Origin of the sequence: Terrimesophilobacter mesophilus (assembly GCF_014200375.1) — a bacterium.
Classification (GTDB): Bacteria; Actinomycetota; Actinomycetes; order Actinomycetales; family Microbacteriaceae; genus Terrimesophilobacter; species Terrimesophilobacter mesophilus.
This window is the reverse complement of record NZ_JACHBP010000001.1, coordinates 1,048,661-1,062,216: the sequence shown is the minus strand read 5'-3', so window position 1 is coordinate 1,062,216 and position 13,556 is coordinate 1,048,661. Positions and strand designations below refer to the sequence as shown.

The window sequence follows — 13,556 nt, the reverse complement described above, 5'->3', positions numbered from 1 at the left end:
ACGAATGCGTGCACCCACCGGCGAACACTTCACCCTCGCACTCGGGAACGACGCATCACAGTCACGCGCAATCATAACCGAGGTGGCCGCGTCCCTTCGTGCGCTCGAGGTCGATGGGGTCGAGGTCATCGACCATTACCCGGCGTCGTCGATGCCGCCGTACGGATCGGGTACCGTCCTCGCACCGTGGCCGAACCGCATCCGTGACGGCGTGTGGGTGCACGACGGCGTGACGAGGCAACTCGACATCACCGAGGTGGAGAACGGCAACGCCATCCACGGCCTGCTGCGCAACAGGCCGTATCGGGTCGCGGAACGCAGCGAGCACGCCATCACGCTCGAGGCGACGATCTTTCCGCAGCACGGCTACCCGTTCCTCGTCGACACGAGCGTGCGGTACGAGCTCGTCGGCGATGGGATCGTCGTGACGCACCGGATCGCGAACGGGTCGGATGCCGCCGCCCCGGTCGCTGTCGGCGCTCATCCGTTCCTTCGGGTGGGCGACACGGCGATCGCCGACCTCGTCCTGACCATTCCGGCGTCGACCCGCTTCGAGGTGGATGACAGGCTGAACCCGGTGGCCGAAGTGCCGGTGGAGGCGACCGGCTTCGATCTCCGCGCTGGTCGTCGCGTCGGCGACCTCGACCTCGACACGGCGTTCGGCGGAGTCCAGCACGGCGGTGACGGCATCGCCCGGCATCGGCTGAGCGCACCGGATGGCCGGTACACCGAGGTGTGGCAGGGTGCGGACTTCGGTTTCGTCCAGGCATTCACTCCGCACACCTACCCTCGTCCGGCGCCGGATGCTCCGGGAGCACTGGGTCAGGCGGTCGCGATCGAGCCGATGACGGCCCCCCCGAACGCGTTCAACAGCGGCCTCGGGCTTCGCTGGCTCGAACCGGGGCAGGAGTGGTCGGGAAGTTGGGGTGTGAACTATGGCCGCGGGTAGCCCGACCAGCCGGGAGGTCAGGCGCTGGCGGCGATACCTCGCGAACGAGCGGGCGGAGGCGGCGACCTACCGAGACCTCGCGTCGCGCCGCGAAGGCGAGGAGCGGGACATCCTTCTCGCGCTCGCGGATGCGGAGGGCAGGCACGAGGAACATTGGTTGACCCTCCTCGGCGATCGGGTCGGACCTCCGCTGGCCGGGCAGTGGCGCACCCGGGTCCTGGGCTGGCTGGCTCGACGCTTCGGCTCCGTCTTCGTGCTGGCGCTCGCCCAGCGCGCAGAGGCGAGGTCACCGTATGAATCGGATGACGATGCGACGCGCACGATGGCGGCGGACGAGCGCATCCATGAGGAGGTCATCCGTGGTCTCGCCGCGCGCGGAAGGGCACGGGTCTCCGGCTCGTTCCGGGCCGCGGTGTTCGGGGCGAACGACGGGCTCGTCAGCAACTTCGCCCTCGTCCTGGGCGTGGGGGCGACCGGCGTGTCCAACCAGTTCATCGTGATCACGGGACTGGCCGGGCTGCTCGCGGGTGCGCTGTCGATGGCGGCGGGCGAGTACGTGTCGATCAGCTCACAGCGCGAACTGCTCGAATCGAGCGCTCCCAGCCCCGGTCGCGGCGGCGCGCTCGGCCACCTCGATGTGAATGCCAACGAACTCGCCCTCGTCTACCGCGCACGCGGTGTCTCCGAAGACGAAGCGAGCGCCATGGCGGATGCCGTGCTCAAGGATCACCAGCTCGATTCCGGTCTGGGAACCGACGAACACGAGGAGGTCGGATCGGCACGCGGTGCAGCACTGTCGAGTTTCGCGTTCTTCGCGTTCGGCGCACTTGTCCCGGTTCTGCCGCACATCTTCGGGGCGACCGGGTTCGAGGCGCTCGCCATCTCCGCGGCCCTCGTCGGAGTGATCCTGCTCTCGACGGGCGCCATCGTCGGGCTCGTGTCCGGCGGGTCGCCGTGGAAGCGCGCCATCCGCCAGCTGCTGATCGGCTACGGTGCCGCTGCCGTGACCTACGTGCTCGGCTCGCTCGTCGGAATCTGGCTCGCCTGACCTTCCCGGGCTGAACCTCGGACCACGAGGCGACGGAACCACTCGGCCTCCGGGAAGCGGGAGACGATCGAGCCGATGACGATCGTGAGCAGCACGTAGGCCGTCGCGAGCGGCGCGAGCGCCGGCTGGATGCCTGCCCCTACGGCCAGTCCCGCGATGACGATGGAGAACTCTCCGCGCGGTATGAGCGCGAGTCCTGTCCGCCATCGGCCGAGTTTTCCGATCCCGGCTCGACGTGCGGCGATGTATCCGCTCATGGTCTTGGTCAGGACCGTCGCGAGCGCGAGGAGCAGTGCTGGAACGAGCACGGGCCAGATCTGTGCCGGGTCCGTTGCGAGCCCGAAGAAGACGAAGAAGATCGTCGCGAACAGGTCGCGCAGCGGCGTGAGAAGCTGCACGGCGTTGTGGGCGACGGGGCCGGAGAGCGCGATTCCCACGAGGAACGCGCCCACTGCCGCCGAGACGTTCACCTGGTCGGCGAGGCCCGCGACGAGCATCGTGAGCCCGAGAACGCCGAGCAGGAGCGGTTCCGCGTTCTCGGCGGGGAAGAGCTTCGACAGCAGCCGCCCCCAGCGCAGAGCCACGAGCAGGATGAGCAGGACGACGAGCACGGCGATCGCGAGGGTGATCTCGCCCTCGATGAGTCCCAACCCGATGACGAACGCGGAGAGCACCGGAAGGTAGAACGCCATGGCGAGGTCCTCGATCACGAGGATCGAGAGGATGGTCGGCGTCTCCCGGTTACCGATCCGACCGAGATCCCGCAGGAGCTTCGCGACGACACCGGAGGAGGACACCCAGGTGATTCCGGCGAGTGCGAGAGCGGCGATGGGCCCCCAGCCCAGGATCAGGGCGAACGCGGCCCCCGGGATGGCGTTGAACGCGAAATCCAGGATGCCGGCGACCTTGGAGTTCCGGAGCCCTCCGACGAGCTCGGTCGCCGAGTATTCGAGTCCGAGCATGACGAGCAGGAGGATGACGCCGATCTCGGACCCGACCTCGAAGAACTCGGCGCTCGCCGACAATGGCAGCCAGCCCCCAGCCCCGAACGCGAGGCCGACGAGGAGGTACAGCGGTATCGGGGAGATGCCGAAGCGCATCCCGAGGCGGCCGAGCAGGCTGAGCCCCAGCAGGAGCGCACCGACTTCGACGAGGAGAATTGCCGTCTGGTGCGCTTGTTCGCCCATGCGATCAGCCGGTACTGGATGCGATGAGGTCGGCCAGGGAGTCGAGACCCTTTCGAGTTCCCACGGCGATGAGGGCATCGCCTGCCGAGAGCGGGAAATCCGGGGTCGGGGACGGCATGACCTTCTTGTCGCGCACGATGGCGACGATGGACACCCCTGTGCGGGTGCGTGCCTTCGTGTCGCCGAGCGGGCGGCCGGCATAGACGGAGTCGTTCGGGATCAGCAGGTGTTCCGTGAACAGGCCGGCCGCCTCATCCGTGAGCTCCGAGAGCTTGCTCAGGACGACGGATGCGCCGAGCAGTTCTGCGAGCGTCGACGCCTCGGGGTCGGAGATCGGAATCGACACCCGGCAGGAGTCCGGGTCGTCGAGGTCGAAGATGGCCAGTTCGCGTCGTCCATCGCGGAATGTGATGACGCCGATGCGCCGACCGCGGGCCGTCACGAGGTCGTGCCTCACCCCGAGACCGGGAAGATCGGATTTCTCCACGCGTACGCCCACCGCTCAACGGTACCAGCGTGGCCGGGATGCCGCTGGCCCTGTGGCGTTCAGAGCGCGTGCTCCGCGATAGGGTTGCGCCGTGCGGTGGAGGCGCCGCGGAGACCGAGTTCGGAGGACCCGTGGTGCCTGTGATCCTGAGTGCAGCGGATGCGCCCATCGACGGGTTCGGGTGGACGGACGCGATCACGGGCCCGGCGATCGTCGCCGCGGTGATCGCGTTCCTGAGCTTCTTCATCACTCACTGGATCCGCAGCCGCGTCGTTCGGAGGAACGCCGGCAATGCCGCAGGCGCTCGTGCCGAGTGGGAGAAACCCGAGCGCAGGCCGGGAACGCCGGAGCCGCTCGTCTTCCCCATCGGCCCGTTTCCGCGCACGGTGAAGTCGATCGCTGGACTCCGCTCGGCGTTCAGCCAGCCCTATCCGGCACCGCGGTACTCCGTGAGGAGGCCACCCGCCGTCGTCGTCGATCTCGAGGCCGTGACCATCCACGACGGACTGGTCGGCACCATCCTGCGCATTCCGGCCGGCCGCATCGTGTCTCTCGACGTTCGGAAGCGCTGGATCTGGCCGCGGTTCTCGATCATTCCGATCCGCCCGTGGTCGCTCGTGCTCCAGGTGGTCTCCGGCGGCGATGAGCAGGCTCTGGTGCTGACGCCGGTGCCGTCCGGGGAGCAGGAGATCGGCCGCGGGGAGACGGAGCGCATCGCCGCCGGCATGATCGAGCGTCTGCGCATCGTGCGCGGCGCATCCTGAGCAGCGTGCAGCGGGCAGCGTGCAGCGAGCAGCGGGCAGCGCTGGAAGCACCGGCACGAGGAGCTCGGCTTCCACGACGGCTGGGGAACGGTCATCCGCCAACTCGCCGAACTCGTCGAGTAGAAGCAAGACGCAGGTGTGCCGGCGTGCCTCTTGATCCTGTGCCGGATGCGGTGGGCCCCGTGGGGCTCGAACCCACGACCCAAGGATTAAAAGTCCTTTGCTCTACCAACTGAGCTAGAGGCCCGCGGAACAAATCTACCTGCGGCGCGAGCACAGACGGAACTGGCCCGCCCATCAGGAGGCGGACCAGTTCCGATTCTTGTGCGATCAGCCCTTGGCCGGCGGCATGAGCACGGTGTCGATCAGGTACACCGTGGCGTTGGCCGTGTGCACTCCTCCGCAGATGACCTTCGCGTCGTTGACCATGATGTTGTCGCCGCTGCCGGTCACGTCGACCGTCGCCCCATTGACCGTGGTCTGCATTCCGTCGATCTGGTCGGGCGCGATCTGTCCGGGTACGACGTGGTAGGTCAGGATGCTCGTCAGCAGGGCGGCATTGGCCGGATCCTTGAGAGACTCGACTGTGGCGGCCGGGAGCTTCGCGAACGCGTCATCGACGGGCGCGAAGACGGTGAATTCGGCACCGTTCAGCGTGTCCACGAGATTCACCTGCGGGTTCAGTTTGCCCGACACCGCGGCGACGAGTGTCGTCAGCAGCGGGTTGTTCGACGCCGCCTGGGCCACGAGATCCTGGCTCATCCCGACGATCGATCCGCCACCGCTCGGGTTTGCCGTCGCGTAAGCGGCACAACCGGATCCCACGAGGTCAGCCCCGGGGTCCATGGCCGGTGTCGACGGTGAGGCGGAGGTGTCAGGCTTGGTGATCTCCGCGGTGGGAGTGGCGGAACAGGCCGATAGGCCGAATGCAGCCACCGACGCCAGAGCGAGTGCGGCGACAGCGGTGCGATTGAAAACGCGCATCAGAATACTCCTTTGTGATTGTCAGGCCGATCAGCCGACCTTGTGCCGGTCTTCCTCCGGCATCACACGGTCATTCGGAGCCCAACGGGTTGCAGTTTGGAAAGTCGTCTGAACCTGAACTTTCGCTGGGAACCCAAACCCGTTGCGCGCTCGTTCCGAATCATTCGCACGTCGCTCTCCGAGTCGACCGTGTCACCGAGCCCCTCTGGAAGGCCATCATGCTCACCCTCGCTCTCATCGGATTCGTCGGCGGCCTGATCACGGGGATCTCACCGTGCATTCTTCCCGTGCTGCCCGTCATCTTCTTCTCCGGGGGCGCGCAGGGCGCGCGGGAAAGCGGAAGCGATATCGTCACGGTCTCTCGGTGGAGGCCTTACCTCGTCATTGCGGGCCTTGTGGTCAGCTTCAGTGTGTTCACCCTCGTGGGGTCGCTGCTTCTGGCGCTTCTGCACCTGCCACAGGACTTCATCCGCTGGGCCGGACTCATCGTGCTCGTGCTCATCGGCATCGGGCTCATCGTGCCGAAGTTCGAGCACATCCTGGAAAAGCCGTTCTCCTGGATTCCGCAACGCAGCGTGAGCACGGAGCGCGGTGGTTTCTTCCTCGGGATCGCGTTGGGTGCGGTCTACGTGCCGTGTGCGGGGCCGGTACTTGCGGCGATCACGGTTGCAGGCTCGACGGGAAGGATCGGCGTCGAAACGATCGTCCTGACGGTGACGTTCGCCGTAGGCGCTGCACTTCCGCTGCTCGCCTTCGCCCTCGCCGGCCGCCGGGTTGCCGAACGCGTCAGATCGTTTCGGAAACATCAGCGCGGCATTCGGATGACCGGGGGCATAGTCATGATCGCGCTGGCGATAGGGCTCGTCTTCAACGTGCCTCAGTTGCTGCAGCGCGTGATCCCGGATTACACGAGCGCGCTGCAGGACGCCTTCGGCGGCACATCGCAAGTGGAGGAATCGCTCAACCTCGGTGGATTGGTCAACGACCAGAACAAGGACCTGGACCAGTGCCACAACAACGCGACAGTGCTGGAGAGCTGTGGTACGGCGCCGGATATCACTGGCATCCAGGAGTGGTTCAACACCCCTGAGAACGCGCCCATTGCGCTCGACCAGCTCAAGGGCAAGGTCGTGCTCATCGATTTCTGGGCCTACTCGTGCATCAACTGCCAGCGCTCGGTCCCGCACGTGACGGCGTGGTACGAGCGGTACAAGGACAGCGGCCTCGAGGTCATCGGTATCCACTCGCCTGAGTACGCTTTCGAGAAGGAGCCGCGCAACGTGAGAGCGGGTGCAGAGGCGCTCGGCATCGACTATCCGGTCGCGCTCGACAACACGCTGTCGACGTGGACGAACTACCGCAACCGGTATTGGCCGGCGCACTATCTGATCGACGCGAACGGCGTCGTGCGGAACGTGCAGTTCGGCGAGGGCAACTACGAGGCGACCGAAGGTTTCATTCGGCAGCTTCTGCAGGATGCCAACCCGGGCGAAACACTCCCGGCCCGCACCGATGTTCCCGATACGACTCCCACCGGGTCGATCACTCCTGAGACCTTCTTCAGCCCGAACAAGGCGACCAACTTCGGGGGTGACGAAAAGTACTCGGCGCTCACCACATCGTTTACCTATCCGACAACGTTGCGCGCGGACTCATTCGCCCTCGATGGCGACTGGAAGCTGGATGGTCAATTCATCACACCGCGCTCTCACGATGCCGGCATCAAAATCGAATACCACGCCCGAGAGGTGCGCATCGTCCTGGCCGGATCGGGAACCGTCACCGTGACCGAGGCCGGCAGGACGCGCACGCTGGAGGTGAGCGGAACACCACGGTCGTATCGGCTTGTGTCGACCAAAGGCACGAGTGCGGGGGAACTCGAGGTGCGTTTCGGAGACGGCATTCAGGCCTACTCCTTCACATTCGGATAGGGCCCGCCTCGCCTAGTGTGGAAAGGGTGACGGAGGAATTCCACAAGCCGACCCTGTTCTCGAGCCCGAAATTCGAGGCCTTCGAGGGGGGTACCGATCCTGCTCAGATCAGCAGGGTCGCTCATGAGACGGCCGAAGCGCTCCTGGCCAGAGTGCGGGGAAATCCGGATGCCGAGGTTGTCGAGAGGCTTGTAGCGTTCACCGACGAGCACGGAATCGACGCCATTGCCGAGCTCTGGGCGCGCTCGAGTCCGCGCAGTCTGCCCGGTGCACTGTGGCGTATTTACCTCATTCGCGCACTCATCCGGCAGGACCCCGAGTCCATCAGCTTCTTGTTTCAACGCGGAAGCGAAATGGTGCCCACTATCGATCACGTGGTCGCCGGCGCATCGACACCGACCGGTCCTACCGAGATCACGACGCTCGCCGACGAGATCCTGCGCGGTTTGTTTCAGGGCGACTTCGCGATTGCTCTCGATCGGGCGGCAGCATTCTGCAGGCTGACGGCATCGGGGGCGACATCACTTGCCGATGACCTCGAAGTGATCAATCCGGAGCGGGCCACCACCCTGACCAAGCAAGCTTTGAGGCTGTCGCAGACCGCATCCGAACTCGCGGCGTGTTCTTTGCTGTGGCGCTCGGGCAGCCTCGACTGAGCATTGCGCATCCAGTCCACTCCCACGTCGGACCGGTTAGAATCGAGTCGCCCGAGAGGGTAGCGCCGGGCCGCAGTAACCCCGGGCTCCAATATTCGCCGCTTCGAGCGGCCTCGCGCCGAGAGGCGTTCTGCGGCCCGGCCAACACGGCAATCCGTTTACGCGACGGCACCGAATCATCTACATGCTCACCGCGATGAGGGAGCTGGATGTCGACGTTGTCGACCAACCCGCCCAAATGTTTGAGAAGCTTAGGTTCGTGTCACGCCTCCCCGACAAGTCCAGCGGCAACGTCAACGACGCTGGCCCGTCGATCGACGAGCTGCTGGGCAGAGTAGCGACGGGCGATCAGGCCGCATTCAGCGAACTGTATGACATCGTCGCACCACGACTGCTCGGGTTGGTCAAGCGAACTCTGATCGATCATGCGCAATCGGAGGAGGTGGCCCAAGAAGTCTTTCTGGAGATCTGGCAGACGGCAGCCAGGTTCGATCGGGCGAAAGGTTCAGGCCTGTCCTGGATGCTCACCATGGCCCATCGCCGGGCGATCGACCGGGTTCGGTCGGCCCAGGCAGGACGCGACCGGGATGTCAGGATCGGCATCCGGGACTACGGAACCGAATTCGACCATGTGGCCGAGTCGGTGGAAGTGCGAATTGAGAGCGAAAGGGTGAAGTCGGCAATGGCGAGTTTGACTGAACTGCAGCGTCAGGCCGTCTCGCTCGCCTATTACGGCGGGTACACCCACACCGAAGTGGCAGAACTGCTCAGCGTGCCATTGGGAACCGTGAAAACCCGATTGCGGGACGGAATGATCAAACTGAGGGATGAATTGGGGGTGGCATCATGAGCCTCACACCGCGTGAACAAGCGGAGGTGGAGGCGGCGCTTGGCCTTGCCGTGCCCCCCGTCGCACCATCGCCAGAGCTCAAGGCGAGCATCATGGCGAAAATCGCCGTCACTCCGCAGCTTCCCGTGCTCGACGAGAGTGAGACCGTGCCGGCACGGACCGGCCCGGCTGCGACGAGAGCGCAATCACGCTGGTTTTCCCGCCCCATCAACATTTTCGTGGCCGCCGCGGCGGCAGTGATACTTTTCGCCGGTGGAACACTCCTCGGCGTAGGACTCACGGGTAATCGCACGGTGGATGTCCAAGCGCAGAGTCTTGCGGCGTTGACCTCGGCGAGCGACCTCCAGCGGGCATCCGCAACGGTAGCCGGCGGCGGAGAGGCGACGCTCATCTGGTCTCTCGACCAGAGGAAGTCAGCGATTCTCGTGGCGGATCTCCCTGCACTCTCCGCAGGTAAGACCTACCAATTGTGGTACATCGGGGGAAACGGCCCGGTGTCCGCCGGCACGTTCGAATCGAGTACGTCGGCGACGACCTGGCGAGTACTCGACGGTTCGATGAGCGCTGGAGACACCGTGGGTGTCACCATCGAACCCTCGGGAGGTTCGACGAAGCCGACGACGGATCCGATCGTGGCGATCGCCAGTTCCTGAGCAGGGCAATCCGTTTTCACGACGGCGCCGAATGACCTGTGTCCGCGACATCCGCGGTACACAGATTAGGAGGAACATCGTGAGAACCTCACCAAACCGCCTTGTGGGGGTTGTATTCGGGGCTGTCTACATTTTGGTCGGACTGCTCGGATTCACCGTGACGGGAGGATTCGGCTTCTTCTCAACGAGTGGCGGACTGCTTCTCGGTATCTTCGAGGTGAATGCGTTTCACAACGTCGCCCATCTGCTCATCGGTGCAGCACTGCTCATCGGTGGACTCGTGAGCACCCGCGCAGCGAAGGGCGTCAACGGCACGGTGGGCGCCGCCTACCTGTTGCTCGGTATCGCTGGACTCTTCCTGGTGGGGACGCCGCTCAACGTGCTGGCGCTGAACTCTGCGGACCACGTGCTGCACTTTGCGAGCGCGATTGTCCTCCTGGGCGCCGCACTCGGAACCGACAAGCGCACGCACACGGCGATCGCGTAACGACCCATGTCACAGATCACGCGGAGTTGGTTGGCTTTTGCCGCCATGGGGGCCGGCGTGATTCATCTGGGGGTGGCACCGGGTACCGCGATTCCCGCCGCCGTCGCCCTGGCTGGACTCGGTGTCGCCGAGTTCGGCTGGGGCGTCGGTGTTCTCGCGCTCAACCGCTTCCCACTGCCGAAAGCGGCAGGCGTGATGGCGTTCGTACCCTCCATCGGCTGGGTTCTCGTGCTCCTTGCTTCCGTGGCGTTCGACACTCCGGATGTTGCCGCGACATTCCCTGCTTTCCCCATGTCGGTTGCGACCCTGTTCACTCTTCTCCTTGCCGGAGTTCTTGCCGGTGACCGACGGCGCCGTGCCAACGCAGAAGAGGAGGCCGCATCCAGTACTCCTCGCAAGTTCCAGCGCCCCGGCCGCTATCTCGGCGGACTCCTGGCTGGAGCGCTCGCGGTATCGGCTCTGACCACTCCCGCGCTCGCGGCGACCGGCGCCGGCGTGGACAATCCGCATGCACATCACGGCGAACTCAACATCCCCGACCACCATCACTGACCGGTTGCGAATCACACCGCCGATGGATAGCCCGAAGCGCTACCCGAACTTGCCCGAGACGTAGTCCTCCGTGGACTGCTCCGAGGGGTTGGAGAAGATCGTGCTCGTGTCGTCGTACTCGATGAGCTTGCCCGGCTGGCCGGTGCCGGCGATGTTGAAGAACGCGGTGCGGTCGGAGACGCGGCTCGCCTGCTGCATGTTGTGGGTCACGATGACGATCGTGTACTCGGTCTTGAGCTCCTCGATGAGATCCTCGATCGCGAGGGTCGAGATGGGATCGAGTGCGGAGCACGGCTCGTCCATGAGCAGGACGTCGGGCTGCACGGCGATCGCCCGCGCGATGCACAGTCGCTGCTGCTGCCCGCCGGAGATTCCCGACCCGGGCTTCTCGAGGCGGTCCTTCACTTCGTTCCACAGGTTCGCGCCCTTGAGCGAGCGCTCGACGAGGTCGTCGGCATCCGACTTGCTGAGCCTCTTGTTGTTGAGCTTCACGCCGGCGAGCACGTTCTCCCTGATCGACATGGTCGGGAAGGGGTTCGGCCGCTGGAACACCATGCCCACCTGGCGGCGTACGAGGACGGGGTCCACTCCGGCCTCGTACAGGTTGCTCCCGTCGATGAGCACCTCACCGTCGACCCAGGCGCCCGGGATGACCTCGTGCATCCGGTTGAGCGTGCGGATGAACGTCGACTTGCCGCATCCGGACGGCCCGATGAACGCGGTCACGCTGCGCGGCTCGATGTTGAGGGTGATGCCCTCCACGGCCTTGAACTTGCCGTAGTAGACGTCGAGGTCGCGAACTTCAATTCTCTTGGACATGGTTCCTTCTGGACATGGTTCTTTCTATCGACCCGACTTCGGGGCGAAGTAGCGGGCGATGAGCCTGGCGATGATATTGAGGAGCATGACGATGAGGATGAGGGTGAGGGCTCCGGCCCACGCACGGTCGAGGTAGGCCTGCACATCGACGCCGGGGCTGACGTACTGGTAGTAGACCGCGACCGGCAGCGACTGCATCCTGCCATTGAGCATGTCGTAGTTGAGGTTGTTCGTGAAGCCCGCAGCGACGAGCAGCGGCGCGGTCTCGCCGATGATCCTGGCGATCGCGAGGATCACGCCGGTCATGATCCCCGCGATGGATGTCGGCAGCACGACCTTCAGGATGGTCAGCCACTTCGGCACGCCGAGCGCGTAGGAGGCCTCGCGCAGTTCATTGGGGACGAGCTTCAGCATGTCCTCGCTCGAGCGCACCACGACCGGGATCATGAGCACGGTGAGGGAGATGGCGCCGGCGATGCCGAGCTTGGTCCCCGGCCCGAAGAGGAGGGCGAAGATCGAGTAGGCGAAGAGGCCGGCGACGATCGACGGGATGCCGGTCATGACGTCGACGAAGAAGGTGATCGCCCTGGCGAGCGGCCCGCGACCGTACTCCACGAGGTAGACCGAGGTCATGAGTCCGATCGGAACCGAGATCACGGTCGCCGTGAGGGTCATGAGCAGTGTGCCGACCATGGCGTGCACGAAACCGCCGCCCGCCCCGACGATGCTGCGCATCGAGTACGTGAAGAACTCGAGGTCGAACCGTGCGAGCCCGTTGGCCACAACAGTGGAGAGCAGGGTGATGAGCGGGGCAAGGGCGAGGAGGAAGGCTCCGTAGACGAGCGCCGTGACGAGGCGGTCCTTCGCCTTGCGCGCGCCCTCCACGAGGAGCGAGATCGTGTAGATCGCGAGGGGATAGAAGATCGCACCGACGATGATCGCGCCGGCGACATTGAGGGTCGCACCGGGCGTCCCGGCCTGCAACAGCCAGAACAGGACGAAGGACGCCGCGAGGCATCCGGCCAGAACGAACCAGGGCGTGCGCTTTCCGAGGAGCCCCGCCGCGTAGATGTTGGTGCCGGATGCGGCACTCGTCGATGCCGCCACTAGTTCGCCCCCGAGAATTCCCGGCGTCGTCCGATGATCCACCTGGCGATCATGTTGACGACGAGCGTGATCGCGAACAGGATGAGGCCCGTCGCGATGAGCAGGTTGATGTTGGTCCCGAACGCCTCGGCGAAACGCAGCGCGATGTTCGCCGCGATCGTGCCGGGGTTGGACGAGGTCAGCAGCGCGAGCGTGATGCCTCCGGACGAGGAGAGCACCATCGCGACGGCCATCGTCTCACCGAGGGCGCGGCCGAGGCCGAGCATGGATGCCGAGATGATCCCGGGGCGGCCGAAGGGGAGCACGGCCGTGCGAATCATCTCCCAGCGCGTGGCACCGAGCGCGAGCGCCGCCTCCTCGTGGAGGACGGGAGTCTGCAGGAACACCTCGCGGCAGAGCGCGGTGATGATCGGCAGGACCATGACGGCGAGCACGATCGAGGCGGTGAGGATGGTGCGGCCGGTTCCCGAGGCCGGGCCCGCGAACAGCGGAATCCAGCCGAGGTGCTCGGTGAGCCAGGAGTAGAGGGGCTGGATGGCCGGTGCGAGGACGTTGCCGCCCCACAGACCGAACACGACGGAGGGCACGGCCGCAAGCAGGTCGATGATGTACCCGAGTCCCTGGGCAAGCCTGCGCGGCGCGTAGTGGGAGATGAACAGGGCGATGCCGATCGACACCGGCACCGCCATGAGCAGCGCGATGGCGGACGACCAGAGGGTGCCGAAGACGAGCGGAGCGACGTACGACCAGAACGGCTGCCCGTCGAGGATGTTGATGTCTTTCGGATCCGTCGTGACGACGGGAACGCTCTCGATGATGAGGAACGCGGCGACTCCGGCCAGGATCGCCAGGATGAGGGTTCCCGCGGCGAGTGCCGATCCGGAGAACACCCGGTCGCCGGGGCGCAGCCTGGGCTTCGCCCGCGCGGGGGCCGCGGTGTCCGGCATCGTCATCTGCTCGAGTTTCCCTGATCGGTCGTAGCGCTGGTGTGGTCGGGCGAGGATGTGAACTCGGTCACAACCTCAGTCTGCCCGGTGCCAAGTCCTCGCACAATGTGAGGGGGCACCGGGCAGACCGGGAAG

15 protein-coding genes and 1 tRNA gene are annotated in these 13,556 nt (G+C 65.4%); 9 read left to right on the top strand and 7 right to left on the bottom strand.

The window, feature by feature from the left end:
* The first annotated feature begins 4 nt into the window (after window positions 1-4).
* Entirely contained in the window at window positions 5-949 is a 945-nt protein-coding gene (locus tag BKA04_RS05275; RefSeq protein ID WP_104095468.1) for an aldose 1-epimerase family protein, read from the top strand.
* Window positions 936-1,997 carry a VIT1/CCC1 transporter family protein gene (locus BKA04_RS05270; protein ID WP_104095467.1) on the top strand — a complete coding sequence of 354 codons (1,062 nt, stop codon included), beginning with the start codon at window positions 936-938 and terminating at the stop codon, window positions 1,995-1,997. Before BKA04_RS05275 ends, BKA04_RS05270 begins: the two co-directional genes overlap by 14 nt.
* On the opposite strand, the gene BKA04_RS05265 is transcribed toward BKA04_RS05270, so the two are convergent.
* A complete protein-coding gene (locus BKA04_RS05265; RefSeq protein ID WP_104095466.1) occupies window positions 1,958-3,184 on the bottom strand; it encodes a cation:proton antiporter in 1,227 nt (408 codons plus the stop codon). The genes BKA04_RS05270 and BKA04_RS05265 overlap by 40 nt on opposite strands.
* A gap of 4 nt (window positions 3,185-3,188) precedes the next feature.
* Entirely contained in the window at window positions 3,189-3,683 is a 495-nt protein-coding gene (locus BKA04_RS12245) for a cation:proton antiporter regulatory subunit (RefSeq protein ID WP_104095465.1), read from the bottom strand.
* 122 nt (window positions 3,684-3,805) lie between these two features.
* Here BKA04_RS12245 and BKA04_RS05255 point away from each other — a divergent pair, with 122 nt between their 5' ends.
* Complete coding sequence (locus BKA04_RS05255) at window positions 3,806-4,435, top strand: hypothetical protein (protein WP_134542241.1); 630 nt, start codon at window positions 3,806-3,808, stop codon at window positions 4,433-4,435.
* A 174-nt stretch (window positions 4,436-4,609) separates the two neighbouring features.
* Here BKA04_RS05255 and BKA04_RS05250 read toward each other — a convergent pair.
* Window positions 4,610-4,682: transfer RNA gene (locus BKA04_RS05250), tRNA-Lys, on the bottom strand.
* Window positions 4,683-4,765: 83 nt separating this feature from the next.
* Window positions 4,766-5,419: a fasciclin domain-containing protein gene (locus BKA04_RS05245; RefSeq protein WP_104095463.1), complete on the bottom strand. Its 654-nt coding sequence runs from the start codon at window positions 5,417-5,419 to the stop codon at window positions 4,766-4,768.
* Between the two features lie 218 nt (window positions 5,420-5,637).
* Between BKA04_RS05245 and BKA04_RS05240 the strand changes: the two genes are divergently transcribed.
* The 6 genes from BKA04_RS05240 to BKA04_RS05215 all read left to right on the top strand — a co-directional run bounded on the left by BKA04_RS05240 (window position 5,638) and on the right by BKA04_RS05215 (window position 10,548).
* The gene (locus BKA04_RS05240) at window positions 5,638-7,350 is read left to right on the top strand and encodes a cytochrome c biogenesis protein DipZ (RefSeq protein WP_104095462.1); all 1,713 of its coding nucleotides are present in this window, start codon (window positions 5,638-5,640) and stop codon (window positions 7,348-7,350) included.
* 26 nt (window positions 7,351-7,376) lie between these two features.
* Window positions 7,377-8,006 (top strand): DNA-directed RNA polymerase subunit beta, encoded by a 630-nt coding sequence (locus BKA04_RS05235; RefSeq protein WP_104095461.1) that lies wholly within the window; start codon window positions 7,377-7,379, stop codon window positions 8,004-8,006.
* A 184-nt stretch (window positions 8,007-8,190) separates the two neighbouring features.
* Entirely contained in the window at window positions 8,191-8,856 is a 666-nt protein-coding gene (locus BKA04_RS05230) for a sigma-70 family RNA polymerase sigma factor (protein ID WP_232841969.1), read from the top strand.
* A complete protein-coding gene (locus BKA04_RS05225; protein ID WP_104095460.1) occupies window positions 8,853-9,509 on the top strand; it encodes an anti-sigma factor in 657 nt (218 codons plus the stop codon). Before BKA04_RS05230 ends, BKA04_RS05225 begins: the two co-directional genes overlap by 4 nt.
* Window positions 9,510-9,588: 79 nt before the next feature.
* A complete protein-coding gene (locus BKA04_RS05220) occupies window positions 9,589-9,996 on the top strand; it encodes a DUF4383 domain-containing protein (protein ID WP_104095459.1) in 408 nt (135 codons plus the stop codon).
* Window positions 9,997-10,002: 6 nt separating this feature from the next.
* A complete protein-coding gene (locus BKA04_RS05215) occupies window positions 10,003-10,548 on the top strand; it encodes a hypothetical protein (RefSeq protein ID WP_146065760.1) in 546 nt (181 codons plus the stop codon).
* A 39-nt stretch (window positions 10,549-10,587) separates the two neighbouring features.
* Here BKA04_RS05215 and pstB read toward each other — a convergent pair whose 3' ends face one another.
* The 3 genes from pstB to pstC are packed head-to-tail and all read right to left on the bottom strand — an operon-like array spanning window position 10,588 to window position 13,421.
* On the bottom strand, window positions 10,588-11,367 hold the full coding sequence (pstB, locus tag BKA04_RS05210) for a phosphate ABC transporter ATP-binding protein PstB (RefSeq protein ID WP_104095457.1): 780 nt from the start codon (window positions 11,365-11,367) through the stop codon (window positions 10,588-10,590).
* Between the two features lie 24 nt (window positions 11,368-11,391).
* A complete protein-coding gene (gene pstA, locus BKA04_RS05205) occupies window positions 11,392-12,474 on the bottom strand; it encodes a phosphate ABC transporter permease PstA (RefSeq protein ID WP_104095456.1) in 1,083 nt (360 codons plus the stop codon).
* Window positions 12,474-13,421, bottom strand: a complete 948-nt coding sequence (pstC, locus tag BKA04_RS05200) for a phosphate ABC transporter permease subunit PstC (RefSeq protein WP_104096643.1) — start codon at window positions 13,419-13,421, stop codon at window positions 12,474-12,476. Before pstC ends, pstA begins: the two co-directional genes overlap by 1 nt.
* Window positions 13,422-13,556 lie beyond the last annotated feature (135 nt).

Coding starts and splice junctions, on each gene's coding strand:
- BKA04_RS05275 (WP_104095468.1), top strand. CDS start 5: ATGCGTGCACCCACCGGCGAACACTTCACCCTCGCACTCGGGAACGAC.
- BKA04_RS05270 (WP_104095467.1), top strand. CDS start 936: ATGGCCGCGGGTAGCCCGACCAGCCGGGAGGTCAGGCGCTGGCGGCGA.
- BKA04_RS05265 (WP_104095466.1), bottom strand. CDS start 3,184: ATGGGCGAACAAGCGCACCAGACGGCAATTCTCCTCGTCGAAGTCGGT.
- BKA04_RS05245 (WP_104095463.1), bottom strand. CDS start 5,419: ATGCGCGTTTTCAATCGCACCGCTGTCGCCGCACTCGCTCTGGCGTCG.
- BKA04_RS05240 (WP_104095462.1), top strand. CDS start 5,638: ATGCTCACCCTCGCTCTCATCGGATTCGTCGGCGGCCTGATCACGGGG.
- BKA04_RS05230 (WP_232841969.1), top strand. CDS start 8,191: ATGCTCACCGCGATGAGGGAGCTGGATGTCGACGTTGTCGACCAACCC.
- BKA04_RS05225 (WP_104095460.1), top strand. CDS start 8,853: ATGAGCCTCACACCGCGTGAACAAGCGGAGGTGGAGGCGGCGCTTGGC.
- BKA04_RS05215 (WP_146065760.1), top strand. CDS start 10,003: ATGTCACAGATCACGCGGAGTTGGTTGGCTTTTGCCGCCATGGGGGCC.
- pstB (WP_104095457.1), bottom strand. CDS start 11,367: ATGTCCAAGAGAATTGAAGTTCGCGACCTCGACGTCTACTACGGCAAG.
- pstC (WP_104096643.1), bottom strand. CDS start 13,421: ATGCCGGACACCGCGGCCCCCGCGCGGGCGAAGCCCAGGCTGCGCCCC.